Below are 18723 nucleotides of genomic sequence, written 5' to 3'. Positions count from 1 at the left end.
TTCGACTCACGCGGGTTGGGTGTGGGGCACGCCGGTCAGCGGCCGTAGAGGAGGCGGACCAGGCGGACCACGTGCCGGATCGTGCGGGACCCCCGGTCGTACGTCATCGGGTTCAGCAACGCCCCGAACCGCTTCCGCGTCACCGAGTGCGCGTACGTGAACTCCCGCAACCCGTCCTCACCGTGGATCCGCCCGAACCCCGAGTCCCCGACCCCGCCGAACGGCAACCCCGGCACCGACGCGAACGCCAGCACCGCGTTGATCGACACCATCCCGCACCGCAGCTCGTCCGCCAGCTCCTCGCCCCGGTTGCGCGAGAACACCGAAGCGCCCAACCCGTACGCCGACGAGTTCGCCCGCCGCACCGCCTCGTCCGCGTCCGCCACCCGCGTCACGACCAGCGTGGGCCCGAACGTCTCCTCCGTCACCGCCGTCGACTCGTCCGGAACGTCCACCAGCACCACGGGCTCGACGTACGGCGGCCGGATCGACTCCAGCCCGCCGACCACCGCCCGCCCGCCGCGCTCCAGCGCGTCGGCCACGTGCGACTGGATCACGTCCACCTGCTGGGGCATGGTGATCGGCCCGAAGTGCGCGTCCGCCTCGCCGCCGGGCCGCAACTTCTTCGCCTTCTCGACCACCAGCGCGATGAACTCCTCGTACACGGCGTCCGCGACGTAGACCCGCTCGACCCCGGCGCACGTCTGCCCGGAGTTGAAGATCCCGCCCCACACCGCGCCCTCGGCCGCGGCCCGCACGTCGGCGTCCTCGGCCACGATCAGCGGGTCCTTGCCGCCGCACTCCACCAGCACCGGCGTCAACGACGCGGCGCACGCCGCCATCACCTTCTTGCCCGTCGCCGTCGACCCGGTGAACGCGAGCTTGTCCACCCCGGCCGTGCACAGCGCCGCGCCGGTCTCGCCGAACCCCGTCACCACCTGGAACACCGGGAACTCCGGCACGACGTCGGCGAACGTCGCGGCCAGGAACTCACCCACGCCCGGCGTGAACTCCGACGGCTTGAACACCACCGCGTTCCCCGCCGCCAACGCGTAGGCGATGGACCCCATCGGCGTGAACGCCGGGTAGTTCCACGGCCCGATCACGCCCACCACGCCCAGCGGCCGGTACTCCAGGGTCGCCGCGTGGTTGTACATCAGCATCCCGGGCGCGACCTTGCGCTTGCCCAGCACCTTCGGCGCGTGCCGGGCGGCCCAGTGCAGGTGGTCGATGACCAGCGCCACCTCGGTCCGCGCGTCGTCGGCGGACTTGCCGGTCTCCGCGCTGATCAGCACCTGCAGCTCGTCCAGCCGCTTCACCAGCGCCTTGCGCCAGGCGTCCAACCGCGCCCGCCGGCCGTCGAACCCCAACCCGGCCCAGAACGCGGAGGCGTCCCGCGCCACGCGCACGGCTTCCCGCACGTCCTCCTCGGAGGCGATGACGTGGTGGGCGACGACCTCGCCCGTGCGGGGGTCGAGCGACGCGAACCGCCGCTGCCCGTCGTCGGCCCGCGCAGGAGTGGTGGGAGCGGTCTGCGTCATCGGGCCCTCCAAGCACAAGCACGAACGCGGGTGTTACTCGACAGTAACGGGTAACAGGGGGTGATGTCAGCCCCCGTTCAGCCCTTCGGGATCTTGCCGACCACCGTCTTGGCGAACGCCACGGCCGTCGCGCAGCGGTCGAACTCGGTCGCCTTGGGGCCGGCCGACTTGACCTCGACGATCTCGCCCTCGTTGTCCGAGCCGGCCAACTGCACCCACTTGACCTCGCACGACGGGAACGCCGTGCTGCTGGACACCTGGTAGCCGACCACGCCGCCGCCCAGGTCGACCTCGGTCTGCTTGGCCTCGAACTTGCGGTCGTCGGGGATGAACGTCTCGCGGAACGCCAGCGTCAGCTCGCGGTCCTTGCCGACCCACGCGCAGTTGTGCAGCCCGTACGGGTACAGACGGTAATCGGCACCCGCCGCCGCGTCGACCGCCGCCTTGTCCGGCAGGGTGCACGGGTCCAGCGTGATGAGCGAGCCCTTGGCGGGCGTCCGGGTCGCCGCGCGGTCCTTGATCTGCCGGACCACCGACTCCGCCATCTCCCGGCCGGGCGCGCACGCGTCGCCGTCCTCGTAACCGATCTGCACGGTGATGCCCAGGCCGGGCTCCTCCTGCGTGATCACCGAGACGAAGCACGCGCTGTTCTCCAGCACCTGCTCGTAGCTGCGCAGGCCGGCGAGCTGCTTGTCCGCGTTCTTCAGCTCGGTGGTCATGGTCTGGCCGATCTCGACCGTGACGGCCAGGTCCTTGCCGTTCTTGTCCTTCATGAAGTTGGAGCACCGGCTGTACCCGCTGCGCGACCGGTCGCCGGGCGTGCCGAACCGCTTCAGCACGTCCTCGTCGAGCAGCTCGCACGGGTCGGTCAGCCGCAGCTTGTCCGCCGCGAACGCCGGGTCGACGGGCTCGCCGTCGGCGGGCGGCGGCTGCTCGCTCGACCCGCTCGGGTCGGAGACGTTCTCGGCGTTGGCCGGGATCGTGGTGCGCGGGAACCTCTGCTTGGCCAGATCCGCCCCGGCACAGCCGGCCAGCAGCAGGATCAAGCTCAACACGGCGACGAGACGGGGCACGAGGTGCACGGTAGCGACCCAGTGCTCCATTCGTGGCACGAACCCTGTGTCCGTCCTCACGCCGGCCTTCGGGAACGATTCAGAACATCAACGCGCTGAACCAGGTGTCCGCAGCCGAACCCGACGAAAGGATCATCGAATGCGCAGCCGCGTCCGACGCGCCGTCCGCTGGCTCGACACCTGGACGGTCGAGGCGTTCAACCCGGTCTACCCGCAGCGGTAACGACCGGAACCACCCATGAGGGCCCGTCAGCCGTCCAACCCCGACGACTCCCCGGCCCCGGTCCGACCGGCGGCGGCGGGCTCCTCGGGCACGATGACCGGCCGCAGGGTCGCCCACGCGGCGAACACCGCCGACAGCGCGATCATGCCCACCCCGGTCCACAGGTTGATGTTGAGCCCGTCCGCCTTGGTCAGGTCGGCCTCGTCGGTGAAGCCGAGACCGACCACCAGCAGCACCACCCCGTAGATCGCGAACAGCATCGCGATCACCAGTCGCAGGTCGAACAGACCGGCCTTGCGCGCCACGACGACCTCCCTCAGCCGAAGATGATGTTGAGCACGGCGGTCAGCACCAGCACGCCGATGCCGAGCAGCAGCGGCGACCGGTACCACCCGGCGTCGTCACCCGTGGTGGAGTGCCTGCGGTCCTCCTTGGGCGTCAGGCTGTAGACCAGCCCGACCAGCCGCTCCTCCGGCACCGGCCGGGTGAACACCGTGACCACCACGCTCACCACGATGTCGACCGCGAACGCCACGCCCGCGCCGACGAAGCTCGCGCCCTGACCGGGCAGGTCCACCACCCCGGTCTCGGCGAGCACGAACACCGCCACCGCGCCGAGCGTGCCCGCCACCAGGCCGGCCCAGCCCGCCGCCGCCGACATCCGCTTCCAGAACATGGCCAGGATGAACGTGGCGAACAGCGGCGCGTTGAAGAACGAGAACAGCGCCTGGATGTAGTCCATGATGTTGCCGTAGCCGGCCGCCAGGAACGCCGTGCCGATGGCGACCACCGTGCCGCCGATCGTGGCCAGCCGACCGACCCGCAGGTAGTACTCGTCCGGGCGGTCCTTGCGCACGTAGTCCTGCCACAGGTCGTACGTGAACACCGTGTTGAACGACGACACGTTCGCCGCCACACCGGCCATGAACGACGCCAGCAGACCCGTGATCGCGACGCCCAGCATGCCGTTGGGCAGCAGCTCGCCGATCAACGCGGGGAGCGCGTTGTTGTAGACCACGCCGCCGCTGTCGTCACCGGCCTTGAGCGCCACCATCTCCGGCACGACCAGCGCCGCGATGATGCCCGGGATGATGATCACGAACGGGATCAGCATCTTCGGGTACGCACCGATGATCGGCGTGCGCCGCGCGGCCGACATGCTCTTGGCCGACAACGCCCGCTGCACCTCGGCGAAGTTCGTCGTCCAGTACCCGAACGACAGCACGAAGCCGAGCCCGAACACGATGCCGATCACGCTGAGCACCGGGTTCTGGATGCCGGTGAGCTCGGTCGCGGGCCAGGCGGACAACTGCTCCGCGCCGCCGGGGCCGCCGGTGACCTTGTCGACCAGGCCCTGCCACCCGCCGACCTTGTGCAGGCCGACGATCGTCAGCGGCAGCAGCGCGGCGACGATCACGAAGAACTGGAGCACCTCGTTGTAGATGGCCGCGGACAGGCCGCCCAGCGCGGTGTAGGTGAGCACGATCGCCGCCGCGATCACCACCGACAGCGGGATGGGCCAGCCGAGCATCAGGTTCAGCAGGAACGCCAGCGCGTACAGGTTCACGCCCGCGATCAGCACCTGGGCGACGGCGAAGCTGATCGCGTTGACCAGGTGCGCGCCCTTGCCGAAGCGGCGGCGCAGGAACTCCGGGACGCTGCGGACCTTCGAGCCGTAGTAGAACGGCATCATCACCAGGCCGAGGAACACCATGGCCGGGATCGCGCCGATCCAGTAGTAGTGCACGGTCGCCATGCCGTACTGCGCGCCGTTGGCCGCCATGCCGAGCAGCTCGATCGCGCCGAGGTTGGCGGAGATGAACGCGAGGCCGGTCACCCAGGCGGGCAGCGAGCGGCCGGAGAGCAGGAAGTCGAGGCTGGACGAGACGGACCGGCGGGCCAGGAAGCCGATGCCGAGGACGAACGCGAAGTAGATCGCCAGCAGGGTGTAGTCCAACGGACCGGCATCCAGCCTGAGATCCACCTGGGCCAGTACGGGCACCTCCGCCCACCTCCCTGATCGAACAACCCCGAACACCATCGCGCACTAACGCACAGCCGATCAAGCCGACGGTAGTGCACGACGGCGCGCTCCGCCGGTTTGAACTACCCCAGGCTAAACCTGAGGTGAGGGCGTCAACGGGTGAGGACGAACGGGGTCTCCGCGGACACGGGACCGGAGGTGGCCCCGATGGTGAACTGCGTGCCGGGCGGGGAATCCCGGAACGAGTCGGGCACCCGGACCGGCACCCCGGCGAACCGCCCGACCGCGTCCGCCGTCGTGTCGCCGACGGCCTGCCCGTGGAAGGTGAACACCACCCGACCGTGTGCGGGGAACCCGTCACCACCGAGCCGGACTTCCCCACCGGCCGGACCGGCGACGGGGAGCGCCGCGAGCTGCGCGGCGGGAGAGGGTGCGGCGGTCGAGCTCAACGCCGCGACGACGGGCGGCGGCAACGCGGACCCCTGCGCCGCGCACCCCGCCAGGAGGACTGCCAACGAGACCAGGACAGGCGGACCGGATCTTCGTCTTCGGGCTCTTCGCACCACACGCCTCCAGTCCCGTTTTCGGGGGGAAGTCAGCGTATATCGCGAAATCCACCCTGCCACGCACCCGAACGGCTTACCGCCGACCCGAGAAATGCGGACTGCAGCGATGCCCTGCCGGTCCGCCCGAGCCAAACCGGCGGGACGCCACCTGGAATGACCCGGTGGTGTCCGACGGATCCGACGCCGCAGTGAGGACAGCGCGGACGCAACTTGCGCAATCGGGCCGATCGCAGTTCCCGAGCCCCTTCGAGATGGCATGAATCACTGCGGAACACGGATCCCGGGTGACCGACCCGCAGTGTTCGCATGGATGCGGCTCGACTGGCGTTCTCGCAACGTTCACTCCCTTGTGCGCAGGGAAACAGGTTCGCACCGGGAGTACGCGGCCACCACGGTCGGCGGCGAGACCTGGATCGAGCCGAACCGTCGGCGGCGGAACCCGCGGCTCAGAAGAGGCGGAACTCGTCGGATTCGATGCCGCGCAGCGCGTCGTAGTCCAGGACGACGCAGCGGATGCCGCGGTCCTCGGCGAGGGTGCGGGCCTGGGGTTTGATCTGCTGGGCGGCGAACACGCCCTTCACCGGGGCGAGCAGGGGGTCGCGGTTGAGCAGTTCGAGGTAGCGGGTCAGCTGTTCGACGCCGTCGATCTCGCCCCGGCGCTTGATCTCGACCGCCACGGAGCCGCCGGACGCGTCGCGGCACATCAGGTCGACCGGGCCGATCGGGGTCGGGAACTCGCGGCGGACCAGGGTCCAGCCCTCGCCGAGCGTGGTCACGTGCTCGGCCAGCAGCTTCTGCAGGTCGGCCTCGACGCCGTCCTTGACCAGGCCGGGTTCCGGGCCGAGCTCGTGCTTGGAGTCGTGCAGCACCTCGGCCAGGGTGATGATCAGCTTCTCGCCCGCCTTGTTCTGCACCACCCACATGTCCGGGTCCTCGATCAGCCAGCACGGCGGGCTCATCCAGTTCAGCGGCTTGTACGCGCGGTCGTCGGAGTGGATCGACACCGAGCCGTCCGCCTTGATCAGCAGCAGCCTCTGCGCCATCGGCAGATGGGCGGTGAGGCGTCCGACGTAGTCGACCTGGCAGCGAGCGATGACGAGGCGCACGGCCGACAGGCTACGGGGTGCGAGCACCGATCCACCGGCAGGTACCGTCGGCCGACGTGTCACCGCTGCGACAGCTCCTGCGCACCAAGCCCGTCGACCTGATCACCGACGAGAGCGCGCACACGTCCCTGCGGCGCAGCCTGGGCCTGCTGCCGCTGGTCTCCCTCTCCGTGGGCGCGACGCTGGGCACGGGCATCTTCGTCGTGCTCGGCCAGGCCGCGCCGGTGGCCGGTCCGGCGGTCGCCGTGTCGTTCGCCGTGGCGGCGCTGGCGGCGCTGTTCTCCGCGCTGTCCTACGCCGAGCTGGCGGGCGCGGTGCCGGTGTCCGGGTCGGCCTACTCCTACACCTACGCCACGCTCGGCGAGCTGGTCGCGTGGGTCTGCGGGTGGTGCCTGCTGCTGGAGTACGGCGTCTCGGTGGCGGCGGTCGCGGTCGGCTGGAGCGGGTACCTCAACGCGTTCCTCGACGCGACGCTCGGGTTCCAGCTGCCCGCCGCGGTGTCCGGTGACGTGGTCAACCTGCCGGCGGCGGTGGTGGTGCTGCTGGCGACGGCCGTGCTGCTGGGCGGGGTGAAGGAGAGCGCGGCGGTCACCACCGCGACCACGCTGCTCAAGGTGGCGGTGCTGGTGTTCTTCGTGGTGGTGGCGGTGTTCGGGTTCCGCAGCGGGAACCTGACGCCGTTCGCCCCGGCCGGGATCGCGGGCGTCACGGGCGCCGCGTCGCTGGTCTTCTTCTCGTTCATCGGCTTCGACGCCGCGTCCACGGCCGGTGAGGAGGCGCGCAACCCGCAGCGCGACCTGCCCCGGGCGATCGTGATCTCGCTGGTCGTCGTCACGGTGGTGTACGTGCTGGTGGCGTTCACCGCCGTGGGCGCGGCCGGCGTGGACGCGCTGGCCGGGTCGGACGCCTCGCTGGCCACCGTGCTGCGGCAGGTCACCGGGGCGGGCTGGCCCGCGACCGTGCTGTCGGCGGGTGCGGTGATCGCGATCGCGTCCGTGGTGCTGACCGTCCTCTACGGACAGACGCGGGTGCTGGTGGCGATGGCGCGCGACGGCCTGGTGCCGCGCGTGTTCGCGCGGGTCGGCGCGAAGCGGGTGCCGACGGTGAACACGGTGCTGGTGGGCTCGGTGGTCGCGGTGCTGGCCGCGCTGGTGCCGCTGGGGCAGTTGGCCGAGGCGACGAGCATCGGCACGCTGGTGGCGTTCGGCCTGGTCAACGTGGGTGTGCTGGTGCTGCGGCGCACGCGGCCGGACCTGCCGCGCGGTTTCCGCACGCCGTGGGTCCCGGTGGTGCCGCTGCTGGGCCTGGGCATGTGCGCGCTGCTGGTCGCGGGCCTGGCGCCCGCCACGTGGCTGGCCTTCGGCGTCTGGTCGGCCGCGGGTCTGGTGGTGTACTTCGCGTACGGGCGACGCCGGTCGGAACTCGCCCGGCATTCGGCACAGGGAGAGTGAACGTGGAAACCCTCGGATCGCGTGAGGTGTACGCGAACCAGTGGATGGTGGTCCGGGAGGACGCCATCGGGCGGGCGGACGGCACCACCGGGATCTACGGCGTGGTGGACAAGCCGGACTTCGCGCTGGTGATCCCCATGGACGGCGAGCGGCTGCGGCTGGTCGAGCAGTTCCGCTACCCGCTGGGCATGCGGCGCTGGGAGTTCCCGCAGGGCACCGCGCCCGAGCGCGCGGACGAGGACCCCCTGGTGCTGGCCGAGCGCGAGCTGCGGGAGGAGACGGGGCTGCGGGCGGGCAGGCTGGTGCAACTCGGCGTGCTGGACGTCGCGCCGGGCATGTCCAGCCAGCGCGGCCGGGTGTTCCTGGCCACCGACCTGCGGGAGGGCTTCCACGAGCGGGAGCACGAGGAGCAGGACATGCGCTCGGCGTGGTTCCCGCGCGCCGAGTTCGAGGCGATGATCGCGCGCGGCGACATCACCGACGCGCAGTCGATCGCCGCCTACACGCTGCTCCTGCTGCACGAGCACGCGCAACCGTGACCGCCGGGATCGCGGAGTTGACCTCCGCCGAGCTCCTGGCGTGCGCGGAGGAGCTGGCCGACGTGCTGGCCGACGCGGTCGAGGGCGGCGCGTCGGTGGGTTTCGTCAAGCCGCTGTCCCGCGAGCAGGTGCTCAAGTGGTGGCGGGCCAGGGCCGCGCCGGTCGCGAACGGCGTGCTGGCGGTGTGGGTGGCGCGGGACGGCGGTCGGGTGCTGGGCACCGTGCAGGTGCGGTTCACCGACACGCCCAACGGCACGCACCGCGCCGAAGTGGCCAAGCTGGTCGTGCGCCGCGACGCGCGCGGCGCCGGGCTGGGCCGCGCGCTGCTGGAGGTGGCCGAGCAGGGGGCCGCCGAGCGCGGCGTGACGCTGCTCGTGCTGGACACGCAGACCGGGTCGGACGCCGAGCGGCTGTACCGGCGGGCCGGGTGGGTGGAGGCGGGCGTCATCCCGGACTACGCCGCCGACCCGGACGGCGTGCCGCGGCCGACGACGGTGTTCCACAAGCGGGTCGGGTAGCCGGTCACCTCCCGCGCCGAGAGCGCGTCGGGTGGGCAGACGTTGTCGTCCGCCCACCCCGGAGGTGCCATGTCCACCGCGCACGTCGTCGTGACCCTGCTCGCCGTGCTGGCCAACGCCGGCATCGCCGTCGCCGACCTGGTGAGGGCGGACTTCGTGCCGGCCAACTCGGCCGCGGTGCACGTGCCGCCGTCGTGGCTGCCCGTCCTGGGCGTGCTGAAGGGCGCGGGTGCGGTCGGCCTGCTCCTCGGCCTGCTCGGCGTGCCCGTGGTCGGCACGGCGGCGGCGATCGGGCTGGTGGCGTTCTTCGCGGGCGCGCTCGTGGCCCACGTGCGGGCCCGCGTGTGGCACAACATCGCCGTGCCGGCCGCGTTCCTCGCCCTGCCGGTGGCCTCGCTGCTGCTCGGCTAGTCGGTCCAGGCGGGCGGGCGCTTCTCCAGGAACGACGACATGCCCTCCTTGGCCGCCGGGGTCTGCGAGGCCGCCGCCATCACCTCCAGCGCGATGGCGTAGGCGTCGGACTCCGGCCGGTCGAGCTGGGCGTAGATCGTCTGCTTGCCCAGCGCCTTGCTGGCCCGGCTGCCGCGGGTGGCGCGGTGCAGCAGCTCGTCCACGGCCTCGTCCAGCTCGGCCAGTGGCACGACCCGGTTCACCAGGCCCCACTGCTCGGCGGTGCGCGCGTCCACGGTGTCGCCGGTCAGCGCCATCTCCATCAACCGCTTGCGGCCGATCGTCCGGGCCACCGGCACGGCCGGGGTGTGGCAGAACCAGCCGCCCTTGCCGCCGGGCAGGGCGAACCCGGCTTCCTCGGCGGCCACGGCCAGGTCGCAGGAGGCCACCAGCTGGCAGCCCGCGGCGGTGGCCAGGCCGTGCACGCGGGCGATCACCACCTGCGGCACGGACTCGATCGTGCGCATGAGCTCCGTGCACAGGGTCAGCAGGTCGCGCACGCCGTCCAGGTCGCGGGCCGACACGTCGGCGAAGTCGTGGCCCGCGGAGAACACCGGCCCCTCGCCCGCGAGCACCACGCCCACCGCGTCCGACGCCGCCACCTCGCGGAACGCGGTCAACAGCTCCGCCAGGTGCTCGGCGGACAGCGAGTTGCGCCGGGCGGCGCGGTCCATGGTGATCCGCACGACGTCATCCGTGCGGTCGACGCGGATGTGCTGGTATTCGGCCATGTTGCGACCGTAACCGGCGGTGCAACCGCCTGCTCGGGAACTACCGTCCAGGGGGCATGAGACTTCGTCTGTCAGCGGCGGTCCTGGGTGTCCTGGGTGTCCTCGCCACCGGCTGCGCGGGCACCGACAGAGCCGCGGCCCCGCTGACCACCTCGGACCTCCCCACCTCCACCGCCGCCCCCACCGGCCCGGCCGCGCCCGGTTCGCTCGGGGCGGACTTCCCGGTGACCGCCGACCCCCGCCCGATCGTGCTGTTCGAGCCGAAGCTGGTCACCGCGGAGTGGGTCGGGTCGGGGCAGGAGAAGCTGGCCCAGGGCCACGGTTACCGGTTCACCGGCGTCGAGCCGCCGACGCCCGGCCCGGTGCCCGTGGTGCTGCCCGACGGTCCGGCGACGTTCCCGCTGATCGGCGTGCGCGACGCGCTGACGGCGATGTCGGTGGGAGCCCGCGAGGGCGAGCCGGCGGAGTTGGTGGACGTCGAGCTGGGCACGGCGAAGTTCACCACCGACCGCGGTCCGCTGGAGTTGCCCGCGTGGCTGTTCCGGTCGTCGTTCGGCAGCCGGTTCGCGTGGCCGGCGCTCACGCCCGAGGCGTTCTGGAAGCGGGGCGAGCCGGTCGTCGGGACGCACCACGCGAGGACGGCGGACGGCGTCGAGCTGGAGGTGGAGCTGGGCGCGCCCGACACGCCGTGCCAGGGTGACGAGCCCTCCACCAAGGAGCCCGTGGTGACCGAGACCGAGACCGCCGTGGTGATCGGGGTGCGGACGGTCGGGACGGTCGGCGACTGCGCGCGCAACGCGATGTACCGGTTCCAGTACTACCCCGTGCGGCTGGCCGAGCCGTTGGGCGCGCGGCTGCTGGTGCACGAGGCGGACAACAGCGTCATCCCCGTGACGGGGAGCTGACCGGCATCCCGGACCGCGCGGTGCGCGGCGGTGGCTTCGCCGAGATCGTGGTCACCGACGACGTGGTCTAGAGGCCGTTCGCCTCGCGGACCACGGTCACGATCTCGTCCATGATCTGCGTCAGCTCGTAGTCCTTGGGCGTGAACACCCGGGCCACGCCGCGTTCCCGCAGCTCTTCGGCGTCGTCGGGCGGGACGATCCCCCCGACGACGACCGGCACGTCACCAGCACCGGCCGCGCGCAGGCCGTCGACCACCGCGGGCACGACCTCCAGGTGCGAGCCGGACAGGATCGACAGGCCCACCACGTGCACGTCCTCCTGCACGGCGGCGGCCACGATCTGCGCGGGCGTGAGCCGGATGCCCTGGTAGACGACCTCGAAGCCGACGTCGCGGGCCCGCACGGCGACCTGCTCGGCGCCGTTGGAGTGACCGTCGAGGCCGGGCTTGCCGACCAGGATGCGCAGCCGCTCGCCCAGCTCCTCGCCGGTCGTCCGCACGCGCTCGCGCACGCGGGCGATCTCCGCGCCCGCCTCGCCGGACGCCGACGCCGCCGACACCCCGGTCGGCGCGCGGTACTCGCCGAACGTCTCGCGCAGCGCCTGCGACCACTCGCCGGTCGTCACGCCGGCCTTGGCGCACGCGATCGTCACCTCGACCAGGTTGCGGTCCGTCTTGGCCGCCGCCCGCAGCTCGTCCAGCGCGGACCCGACCAGGGCGTCGTCGCGCGAGGACTTCCACGCCCGGATCGCCTCGACCGCGTGCTGCTCCACGACGGGGTCGATCTGCTCGATCGCGTTCGCGCCCTCGGCCTGCAACGGGGACGGCTCGGTGGTGTCGAACCTGTTCACGCCCACGACGACGTCCTCGCCGGACTCGACCCGCCTGCGGCGCTCGGCCAGCGACGACACCAGCGCCGACTTCATGTACCCGGACTCGACCGCCGCGACCGCGCCGCCCATCGCCTGCACGCGGTCGATCTCGGCCCGCGCGCCCTCGACGATCTCGTCCACCTTGGCCTGCACGACGTGCGAGCCGGCGAAGAGGTCCTCGTACTCCAGCAGGTCCGTCTCGTAGGCCAGCACCTGCTGCATGCGCAGCGCCCACTGCTGGTCCCACGGCCGGGGCAGGCCGAGCGCCTCGTTCCACGCCGGCAGCTGGATCGCCCGCGCCCGCGCGTCCCGCGACAGCGTCACGGCCAGCATCTCCAGCACGATCCGCTGCACGTTGTTCTCCGGCTGCGCCTCGGTCAGCCCGAGCGAGTTCACCTGCACCCCGTACCGGAAGCGGCGGTGCTTGGGGTCGGCGATGCCGTACCGGTCGCGGGTGATCTCGTCCCACAACCGGACGAACGCCCGCATCTTGCACATCTCCTCGACGAACCGCACGCCGGCGTTGACGAAGAAGGACATGCGGGCGACGACCTCGCCGCGCCGCTCCTCGGGCACCTGGCCGGAGTCGAACACCGAGTCGAGCACCGCGATGGCGGTGGACAGCGAGTACGCGATCTCCTGCACGGGCGTCGCGCCCGCCTCCTGCAGGTGGTACGAGCAGATGTTGATCGGGTTCCACTTCGGCACGTTCGACACGGTCCACGCGACCACGTCGGTGATCAGCCGCAGGCTCGGCCCGGGCGGGAACACGTACGTGCCGCGGGACAGGTACTCCTTGATGATGTCGTTCTGCGTGGTGCCCGCGAGGGTGGCGCGGTCCGCGCCCTGCTCCTCGGCCACGCTCACGTACAGCGCGAGCAGCCACATGGCGGTCGCGTTGATGGTCATCGACGTGTTCGCGTCACCCAGCGGGATGCGGTCGAAGAGCTGCCGCATGTCGCCGATGTGGCTGATCGGCACGCCGACCTTGCCCACCTCGCCCTTGGCCAGCTCGTCGTCCGGGTCGTACCCGGTCTGCGTGGGCAGGTCGAACGCCACGGACAGGCCCGTCTGCCCCTTGGCCAGGTTGCGGCGGTACAGCGCGTTGGAGGCGGCGGCGCTGGAGTGACCGGCGTACGTCCGCATCACCCAGGGGCGGTCGCGCTCTCGGTCGGCCGGGTACGGCACGGCAACCTCCTGTGTTCGACGGCCGCGACTTCCCGCGGACGACACGTTCGCGACCTCGCGTTCCCCGTAGCGTACTGACGGGTAACACAGGGCGCGCGTGCCGTTGCTCACTGAATCGTGACTGCGGGAGGATGTACGGCGTGACCGCGCTCACCACCTTCCTGCTCATGGTGGTCGTGTTCGGGCTGCTCGGCCTGGTGCTGTTCTGGGCCTTCGGCGTCGACCGGCGAGCCGTGCCCGACTACACCGGCGACGACTTCGGCTTGCTCACCGAGGTCTCCGCCGTGCCGACCCCCGAGGCCGCGGACGTGCTCGCCCGGCGCCTGCGCGCGGCGCGCATCAAGGTGACCGTGGTGCGCCGGGGCGACCTGCACCGGCTCATGGTGTTCCCCGCCGACGTGCCCGACGCCAAGCTCCTGCTGCGGGCGGAGCCCTCCTGACCGGCCGGTCGGGAAGGGCTCCGCCGTCGAGCCTCAGCAGCGGCAGCAGCCGACCTCAGGCGCTCACGCGCTCCACGGTCGCGCCCAGCTTGCGCAGGTTCTCCACGAAGCCCGGGTAGCCGCGCTCGATGTGGAAGATCTCGTAGACCTCGGTCGCGCCGTCCGCGCACAGCCCGGCCAGCACCAGCCCCGCGCCCGCGCGGATGTCCGACGCCCACACCGGCGCGCTGGACAGCCGCTCCACGCCCCGCACCACCGCGTGGTGGCCGTCGGTGCGCGCGTCCGCGCCCAGCCGCACCATCTCCTCGATGAACCGGAACCGCGCCTCGAACAGGTTCTCGGTGATCATCGACGTGCCGTCGGACACGGCCGACAGCGCGATCGCGAACGGCTGGAGGTCGGTGGCGAAACCGGGGTAGGGCAGCGTCACGAAGTCCACCGAGCGGGGCCGGTCGGTCTGCACCACGCGGAAGCCGTCGTCGAGCGTGGTGACGTCCGCGCCCGCCATGCGCAGCTTCTCCAGCACCAGGTCGAGGTGGTGCGGGTCCACGCCGCGCACGGTGATGTCGCCGCGGGTCATCGCGGCGGCGAACGCCCACGTGGCGCCGACGATCCGGTCGCCGATCACCCGGTGCTCGGTCGGCCGCAGCGACTCCACGCCGTGCACGGTGAGCGTGGACGTGCCCGCGCCCTCGATCTTCGCGCCCATCTGCTGGAGCATCACGCAGATGTCCACGATCTCCGGCTCGCGGGCGGCGTTGTCGATGACCGTGGTGCCGTTGGCCAGCACCGCCGCCATCAGGATGTTCTCCGTCGCGCCCACGCTGGGGAAGTCCAGCCAGATCTGCGCGCCGTGCAGGCCCTCGGCCTCGGCGATCACGCAGCCGTGCTCGATCTCGCTGTGCGCGCCGAGCTTGCGCAGGCCGTTCTGGTGCATGTCCAGCGGCCGGTTGCCGATCGCGTCGCCGCCGGGCAGGGCGACGACCGCGCGCTTGCACCGGCCCACCAGGGGACCGAGCACGCACACCGACGCGCGCAGCTTGCCCATCGCCTCGGAGTCGGCGCGGTGGTTCAGCTCCTTCGGCGTGGTGATCGTGACCACCGAGTTGTCGAGCACCACCTCGCAGCCCAGGCTGCGCAGGACGTCCGCCATCAGCGGCACGTCCAGGATCTCCGGGCAGTTGGTGATGGTGGTGGTGCCCTCGGCCAGCAGCGCCGCCGCCATCAGCTTCAGCACGCTGTTCTTCGCGCCCACGACGGCCACCTCGCCGACCAGCCGCGCACCGCCCTGAACCCGGAAGTGCTCACTCACGTAAGGAACTCCTTGCTCGTTGTGCCGCAATCCTACGTACGGTCTGAATCGTGCCCGTCCGTGGTGGGCCGCCGCGGTGTCTACAGTGCTTCGCATGGCCGTGCACCTGACGAAGATCTACACCCGCGTCGGCGACGACGGGACCACCGGCCTCGGCGACTTCTCCCGGGTGCCCAAGACCTCGCCCCGCATCACGGCGTACGCCGACGTGGACGAGACCAACTCCGCGCTTGGCGTGGCCCTGGCGCTCGGGGCGCTGGAGAGCGACGTCGCCGACGTGGTGCGGCAGGTCCAGAACGACCTGTTCGACGTCGGTGCGGACCTGTGCACGCCGATCGCGCCGGACCCCGAGTACCCGCCGCTGCGGATCACCCAGGTCTACGTGGACCGGCTGGAGTCGTGGTGCGATGCGTTCAACTCCCGGTTGGGCAAGCTGGAGTCGTTCATCCTCAACGGTGGCACACCGGGCGCGGCGCTGCTGCACCAGGCCCGCACCACGGCGCGCCGCGCGGAGCGGTCGACGTGGGCGTTGATCGAGGTCGAGGCCGAGCAGACCAACGCGCTGACCGCCAAGTACCTGAACCGGCTGTCCGACCTGCTGTTCATCCTGGCCCGGGTGGCGAACCCGGACGGCGACGTGCTCTGGCAGCCGGGGGCCAACGCCTGACCCGAGGCGGTAGCGCTTCCTGTTTTTGAACCGTAGACTTCAGAAACAGGAAGCTCACTGCATCGGAGGTCGACCATGACCACGTACGTCCTCGTCCACGGCGCGTGGCACGGCGGTTGGGCCTGGGAGCGGGTCACCCCGCTGCTCACCGCGACCGGCGCGCACGTCGTCGCACCCGACCTCACGCACGACCGCGACGTCGGCCTGGCCGACCACGTGGCCGAGGTGGTGGCCGCGGTCGACGCCGTCACCGATCCCGACCTGGTGCTGGTCGGGCACAGCTACGCGGGCCTGGTGGTCCGCGAGGCGGCCGACCGGCGGCCCGACCGGATCGCCCACCTCGTGCTGGTCGACGGCTGGGCTGGCCCGGACGGCTCCAGCCTGTCCGGTCTGGCGCCGGACTGGTTCACCGAGCGGATCACCGCCGCCGCGGGCCCCGACGGGCTCGTCCCGCCGCCACCGCCCGCGTCCTACGGCGTCACCGATCCCGACGACGCCGACTGGCTCGGCCGCCGCCTGCGCACCCACCCGCTGCGGACGTTCACCGATCCGACCCGCCTCACCGGCGCGGTCGACCGCGTCCCCGGCACCGGCGTGCACTGCGTGCCGGAGGCGTTCCCGTTCGCCCGGTTCGCCGCCGACCTCGGCTACCGGACCGTGCCGCTGGACGCGGCGCACGACGTGCCGCTGACCGATCCGCGGGCCGTCGCGGACGTGCTGCTCGCGGTCGGGAGCCGGGAGGCGCCGACCCTAGGATGAGCGGGTGGACCAGCGGACGTACAACCAGTACTGCGCCACCGCGCGCACGCTCGACCTCGTCGGCGAACGCTGGACCCTGCTGCTCGTCCGCGAACTGCTCACCGGGCCCAAGCGGTTCGGCGACCTCCAGAAGAGCCTGCGCGGCCTGGGCACCGGCCTGCTCGCGGCCCGGATGAAGCACCTCGAGCAGGAAGGTCTCGCGCACAAGGTCACGCTCCCGCCGCCCGCCCGCACCCCCGCCTACGCCCTCACCGAGGCGGGCCGCGAGCTCGGCCCCGCCGTGCTCGCCCTGGCCCGGTGGGGCACCAAGTGGGCCATGGGCGGACGGCGGGAGGGCGAGGCGTTCCACCCGGGCTGGGCGGTGCTGGCCATGGAGGCGTTCTTCGACGCCGACGCCGCGGCGGGCGTGCGGGCGGTGTACGAGTTCCGGGTCGGCGACGAGGTGTTCCACGTGCGCGTGGCCGACGGCGCGGTCGACGCGGGACACGGACCCGCCCAGCAGCCGGACGCGGTCGTCGAGACCACCGAGGACGTGTTCGCCGACCTGGCCGACGGCCGGTCGGGCCTGGCGGACAAGATCGCGGCCGGTGAGGCCACCGCGTCCGGTGACCGGGAGGCGTTGCGCCTGCTCGGCACCCTGTTCCGCCGGCCGCGACCGGCGTCGCGGCACCCTCAGGACGCGTAGACCACCTTCTCCGCGCCGATGCGCTCGATCCGCGCGGTGCCCCACGCCCCCAGCGGGGCGAGCGCCCGGTTGAGCGAGTGCCCCTCCTCGGTCAGCGAGTACTCGACCCGGGGCGGCACCTCGGGGAACACCTCGCGGCGCACGAGGCCGTCCTGTTCCAGCTCGCGCAACTGCTGGACCAGCATCTTCTCGCTGACGCCCGGCAGGCCGCGGCGCAGCTGGGCGAACCTCCGCACGCCGTGCTCGGCCAGCTCCCACAGGATCAGCGACTTCCACTTCCCCGACACCACGTCCATCGCCGCGTCGATGCCGCAGAAGTAGGGACCACGTCGAGCCGCCATCGCCCCTCCCCGGGGTGCTCACCAAAAAGTGGGTACTGCACAAAATAGTCCGTACTGGTACGACAGTACCGTTCCGGGTGACGATCACGGCATGACGAACACGAAGGTCACCGTCCTCGGTCTCGGCGCGATGGGCGCCGCCCTCGCCACGGCCCTGGTGCGGGCCGGGCACCCCACCACCGTCTGGAACCGCTCACCCGGCAAGGCCGACGCCCTGGTCGCCCTGGGCGCGACCGCCACCACCACCGCGCGCGACGCCGTGCTCGCCTCGGAGGTCGTGGTCGCCTGCCTGTTCGACGCCGCGTCCGTGCACGAGGTGCTGGATCCGGTCGCCGACCTGCTCGCGGGCCGGGCCCTGGTCAACGTCACCACCACCTCGCCCGACCAGTCCCGGGAGATCGACGCGTGGGCGGCGGAGCACGGCGCGGTGCACCTCGACGGCGGCATCATGGCCGTGCCGCCCATGATCGGGCAGCCCGGCTCGTCCGTCCTCTACAGCGGCTCCCGGACGGCGTTCGAGCAGTACCGGCCGCTGCTCGACCTCTGGGGCGAGAGCGCGTACCTCGGCGAGGACGCGGGCGTGGCGTCGCTGTACGACCTCGCCCTGCTCGCGGGCATGTACGTGATGTTCGCCGGTTTCCTGCACGGCGCGGCGATGGTCGCGGGCGCGGGTATCCCGGCGGCCGGGTTCGCCGAGCGGGCCGCGCCGTGGCTGTCCGCGATGACGGGCGGGTTCGCGGGCTTCGCCGCGGTGGTCGACGGCGGCGACTACACCGTGCCGGGGCAGCAGAGCCTGGAGTTCTCCGACCTGGGCGACATGATCGCCGCGAGTGCCGCGCAGGGCATCTCCACCGAGGTGGTCGACGTGGTGCAGACCCTGATCCGGCGGCAGGTCGACGCCGGTCACGGCAAGGAGGGCTTCGCCCGGATCTACGAGAGCATCAAGAACCCGGCCTGACCCCTGTCCGAGTGACATCGCTCGGCTGACCGAGCGCCCGGGGGCGCAGAACACGAAGATCCGCGGCTGTCGTGGTGACCGCACTGCTCGGCCTGCTCGTCCCGGGGGTGGCGCACGCCGCGCCGCCCCCGAACGACGACTTCGACGGGTCGACCCCCGATCACCGCGCTGCCCTTCGGCACGACCCAGTCGGTGGTCGGGGCGACGGCCGGGTACGAGGACCCGACCGACTGCTCCGGGTCCCACCGGTCGGTGTGGTCCACCCACACCGCACCGGCGGACGCCGTGCTGGTCGCCACCACCGAGGGCAGCGACTACGACACGGTCCTGTCGGTGCACACCGGCCACCGCGGCGCGCTCACCCCGGTCGCGTGCGACGACAACGCGGACGACGGAGTGCACTCCCGCGTCGAGG

At 71.9% G+C, this 18723-nt stretch carries 20 protein-coding genes; 10 read left to right on the top strand and 10 right to left on the bottom strand.

The genetic code is table 11. The features are described from left to right. Positions 1 to 35: 35 nt before the first annotated feature. The 6 genes from ACIQMJ_RS13660 to nucS form a co-directional block, all read right to left on the bottom strand. The gene (locus tag ACIQMJ_RS13660; protein ID WP_499761295.1) at positions 36 to 1541 is read right to left on the bottom strand and encodes an aldehyde dehydrogenase family protein; all 1506 of its coding nucleotides are present in this window, start codon (positions 1539 to 1541) and stop codon (positions 36 to 38) included. Between the two features lie 77 nt (positions 1542 to 1618). Then, complete coding sequence (locus ACIQMJ_RS13655) at positions 1619 to 2614, bottom strand: DUF3558 domain-containing protein (RefSeq protein ID WP_499761294.1); 996 nt, start codon at positions 2612 to 2614, stop codon at positions 1619 to 1621. A gap of 249 nt (positions 2615 to 2863) precedes the next feature. Then, positions 2864 to 3142 carry a hypothetical protein gene (locus ACIQMJ_RS13650; protein ID WP_499761293.1) on the bottom strand — a complete coding sequence of 93 codons (279 nt, stop codon included), beginning with the start codon at positions 3140 to 3142 and terminating at the stop codon, positions 2864 to 2866. 11 nt (positions 3143 to 3153) lie between these two features. Next, positions 3154 to 4839 carry a sodium:solute symporter family protein gene (locus ACIQMJ_RS13645; protein ID WP_499761292.1) on the bottom strand — a complete coding sequence of 562 codons (1686 nt, stop codon included), beginning with the start codon at positions 4837 to 4839 and terminating at the stop codon, positions 3154 to 3156. A gap of 134 nt (positions 4840 to 4973) precedes the next feature. Next, complete coding sequence (locus ACIQMJ_RS13640; RefSeq protein ID WP_499761291.1) at positions 4974 to 5336, bottom strand: hypothetical protein; 363 nt, start codon at positions 5334 to 5336, stop codon at positions 4974 to 4976. A gap of 497 nt (positions 5337 to 5833) precedes the next feature. Continuing rightward, entirely contained in the window at positions 5834 to 6493 is a 660-nt protein-coding gene (gene nucS / locus ACIQMJ_RS13635) for an endonuclease NucS (protein WP_499761290.1), read from the bottom strand. A gap of 56 nt (positions 6494 to 6549) precedes the next feature. On the opposite strand from nucS, the gene ACIQMJ_RS13630 reads away from it, so the two are divergent. The 4 genes from ACIQMJ_RS13630 to ACIQMJ_RS13615 all read left to right on the top strand — a co-directional run bounded on the left by ACIQMJ_RS13630 (position 6550) and on the right by ACIQMJ_RS13615 (position 9412). Then, entirely contained in the window at positions 6550 to 7944 is a 1395-nt protein-coding gene (locus ACIQMJ_RS13630; RefSeq protein ID WP_499761289.1) for an amino acid permease, read from the top strand. A gap of 2 nt (positions 7945 to 7946) precedes the next feature. After that, on the top strand, positions 7947 to 8483 hold the full coding sequence (locus ACIQMJ_RS13625) for an NUDIX domain-containing protein (protein ID WP_499761288.1): 537 nt from the start codon (positions 7947 to 7949) through the stop codon (positions 8481 to 8483). Continuing rightward, a complete protein-coding gene (locus ACIQMJ_RS13620; RefSeq protein WP_499761287.1) occupies positions 8480 to 9001 on the top strand; it encodes a GNAT family N-acetyltransferase in 522 nt (173 codons plus the stop codon). The genes ACIQMJ_RS13625 and ACIQMJ_RS13620 overlap by 4 nt, the downstream gene beginning before the upstream one ends. A gap of 69 nt (positions 9002 to 9070) precedes the next feature. Further along, a complete protein-coding gene (locus ACIQMJ_RS13615) occupies positions 9071 to 9412 on the top strand; it encodes a DoxX family protein (RefSeq protein ID WP_499761286.1) in 342 nt (113 codons plus the stop codon). On the opposite strand, the gene ACIQMJ_RS13610 is transcribed toward ACIQMJ_RS13615, so the two are convergent. Further along, positions 9409 to 10182: an enoyl-CoA hydratase-related protein gene (locus ACIQMJ_RS13610; protein WP_499761285.1), complete on the bottom strand. Its 774-nt coding sequence runs from the start codon at positions 10180 to 10182 to the stop codon at positions 9409 to 9411. The genes ACIQMJ_RS13615 and ACIQMJ_RS13610 overlap by 4 nt on opposite strands. Positions 10183 to 10238: 56 nt before the next feature. Here ACIQMJ_RS13610 and ACIQMJ_RS13605 point away from each other — a divergent pair, with 56 nt between their 5' ends. Continuing rightward, complete coding sequence (locus tag ACIQMJ_RS13605; RefSeq protein WP_499761284.1) at positions 10239 to 11087, top strand: hypothetical protein; 849 nt, start codon at positions 10239 to 10241, stop codon at positions 11085 to 11087. 67 nt (positions 11088 to 11154) lie between these two features. Here ACIQMJ_RS13605 and ACIQMJ_RS13600 read toward each other — a convergent pair whose 3' ends face one another. After that, positions 11155 to 13146 (bottom strand): protein meaA, encoded by a 1992-nt coding sequence (locus ACIQMJ_RS13600; protein ID WP_499761283.1) that lies wholly within the window; start codon positions 13144 to 13146, stop codon positions 11155 to 11157. A 140-nt stretch (positions 13147 to 13286) separates the two neighbouring features. Between ACIQMJ_RS13600 and ACIQMJ_RS13595 the strand changes: the two genes are divergently transcribed. Beyond that, a complete protein-coding gene (locus ACIQMJ_RS13595; protein ID WP_499761282.1) occupies positions 13287 to 13586 on the top strand; it encodes a hypothetical protein in 300 nt (99 codons plus the stop codon). Positions 13587 to 13641: 55 nt separating this feature from the next. Here the strand turns inward: ACIQMJ_RS13595 and murA are convergent, their stop codons facing one another. Further along, entirely contained in the window at positions 13642 to 14898 is a 1257-nt protein-coding gene (murA, locus tag ACIQMJ_RS13590) for a UDP-N-acetylglucosamine 1-carboxyvinyltransferase (RefSeq protein ID WP_499761281.1), read from the bottom strand. A gap of 94 nt (positions 14899 to 14992) precedes the next feature. Here murA and ACIQMJ_RS13585 point away from each other — a divergent pair, with 94 nt between their 5' ends. From ACIQMJ_RS13585 to ACIQMJ_RS13575, 3 genes are all read left to right on the top strand, one after another. After that, positions 14993 to 15565 carry a cob(I)yrinic acid a,c-diamide adenosyltransferase gene (locus ACIQMJ_RS13585; RefSeq protein WP_499761280.1) on the top strand — a complete coding sequence of 191 codons (573 nt, stop codon included), beginning with the start codon at positions 14993 to 14995 and terminating at the stop codon, positions 15563 to 15565. 75 nt (positions 15566 to 15640) lie between these two features. Continuing rightward, positions 15641 to 16324 (top strand): alpha/beta fold hydrolase, encoded by a 684-nt coding sequence (locus ACIQMJ_RS13580; protein ID WP_499761279.1) that lies wholly within the window; start codon positions 15641 to 15643, stop codon positions 16322 to 16324. 4 nt (positions 16325 to 16328) lie between these two features. Further along, positions 16329 to 17009, top strand: a complete 681-nt coding sequence (locus ACIQMJ_RS13575) for a winged helix-turn-helix transcriptional regulator (protein WP_499761278.1) — start codon at positions 16329 to 16331, stop codon at positions 17007 to 17009. On the opposite strand, the gene ACIQMJ_RS13570 is transcribed toward ACIQMJ_RS13575, so the two are convergent. Next, positions 16997 to 17350 carry a winged helix-turn-helix transcriptional regulator gene (locus ACIQMJ_RS13570; RefSeq protein WP_499761277.1) on the bottom strand — a complete coding sequence of 118 codons (354 nt, stop codon included), beginning with the start codon at positions 17348 to 17350 and terminating at the stop codon, positions 16997 to 16999. The two genes, ACIQMJ_RS13575 and ACIQMJ_RS13570, sit on opposite strands and share 13 nt — an antisense overlap. 91 nt (positions 17351 to 17441) lie before the next feature. Here ACIQMJ_RS13570 and ACIQMJ_RS13565 point away from each other — a divergent pair, with 91 nt between their 5' ends. Next, complete coding sequence (locus ACIQMJ_RS13565; protein ID WP_499761276.1) at positions 17442 to 18308, top strand: NAD(P)-dependent oxidoreductase; 867 nt, start codon at positions 17442 to 17444, stop codon at positions 18306 to 18308. The last annotated feature ends 415 nt before the right edge of the window (positions 18309 to 18723 follow it).

Source organism: Actinosynnema sp. NPDC091369, assembly GCF_044757065.1.
In the GTDB taxonomy this organism is placed as follows: Bacteria; Actinomycetota; Actinomycetes; order Mycobacteriales; family Pseudonocardiaceae; genus Actinosynnema.
This window is presented reverse-complemented; position numbering and strand designations above follow the sequence as displayed.

What these genes read in the sequence shown, in the direction of transcription:
- ACIQMJ_RS13585 (WP_499761280.1), top strand. Translation starts at nt 14,993, where the DNA reads ATGGCCGTGCACCTGACGAAGATCTACACCCGCGTCGGCGACGACGGG.
- ACIQMJ_RS13580 (WP_499761279.1), top strand. Translation starts at nt 15,641, where the DNA reads ATGACCACGTACGTCCTCGTCCACGGCGCGTGGCACGGCGGTTGGGCC.
- ACIQMJ_RS13605 (WP_499761284.1), top strand. Translation starts at nt 10,239, where the DNA reads ATGAGACTTCGTCTGTCAGCGGCGGTCCTGGGTGTCCTGGGTGTCCTC.
- ACIQMJ_RS13570 (WP_499761277.1), bottom strand. Translation starts at nt 17,350, where the DNA reads ATGGCGGCTCGACGTGGTCCCTACTTCTGCGGCATCGACGCGGCGATG.
- ACIQMJ_RS13565 (WP_499761276.1), top strand. Translation starts at nt 17,442, where the DNA reads ATGACGAACACGAAGGTCACCGTCCTCGGTCTCGGCGCGATGGGCGCC.
- ACIQMJ_RS13660 (WP_499761295.1), bottom strand. Translation starts at nt 1,541, where the DNA reads ATGACGCAGACCGCTCCCACCACTCCTGCGCGGGCCGACGACGGGCAG.
- ACIQMJ_RS13610 (WP_499761285.1), bottom strand. Translation starts at nt 10,182, where the DNA reads ATGGCCGAATACCAGCACATCCGCGTCGACCGCACGGATGACGTCGTG.
- ACIQMJ_RS13615 (WP_499761286.1), top strand. Translation starts at nt 9,071, where the DNA reads ATGTCCACCGCGCACGTCGTCGTGACCCTGCTCGCCGTGCTGGCCAAC.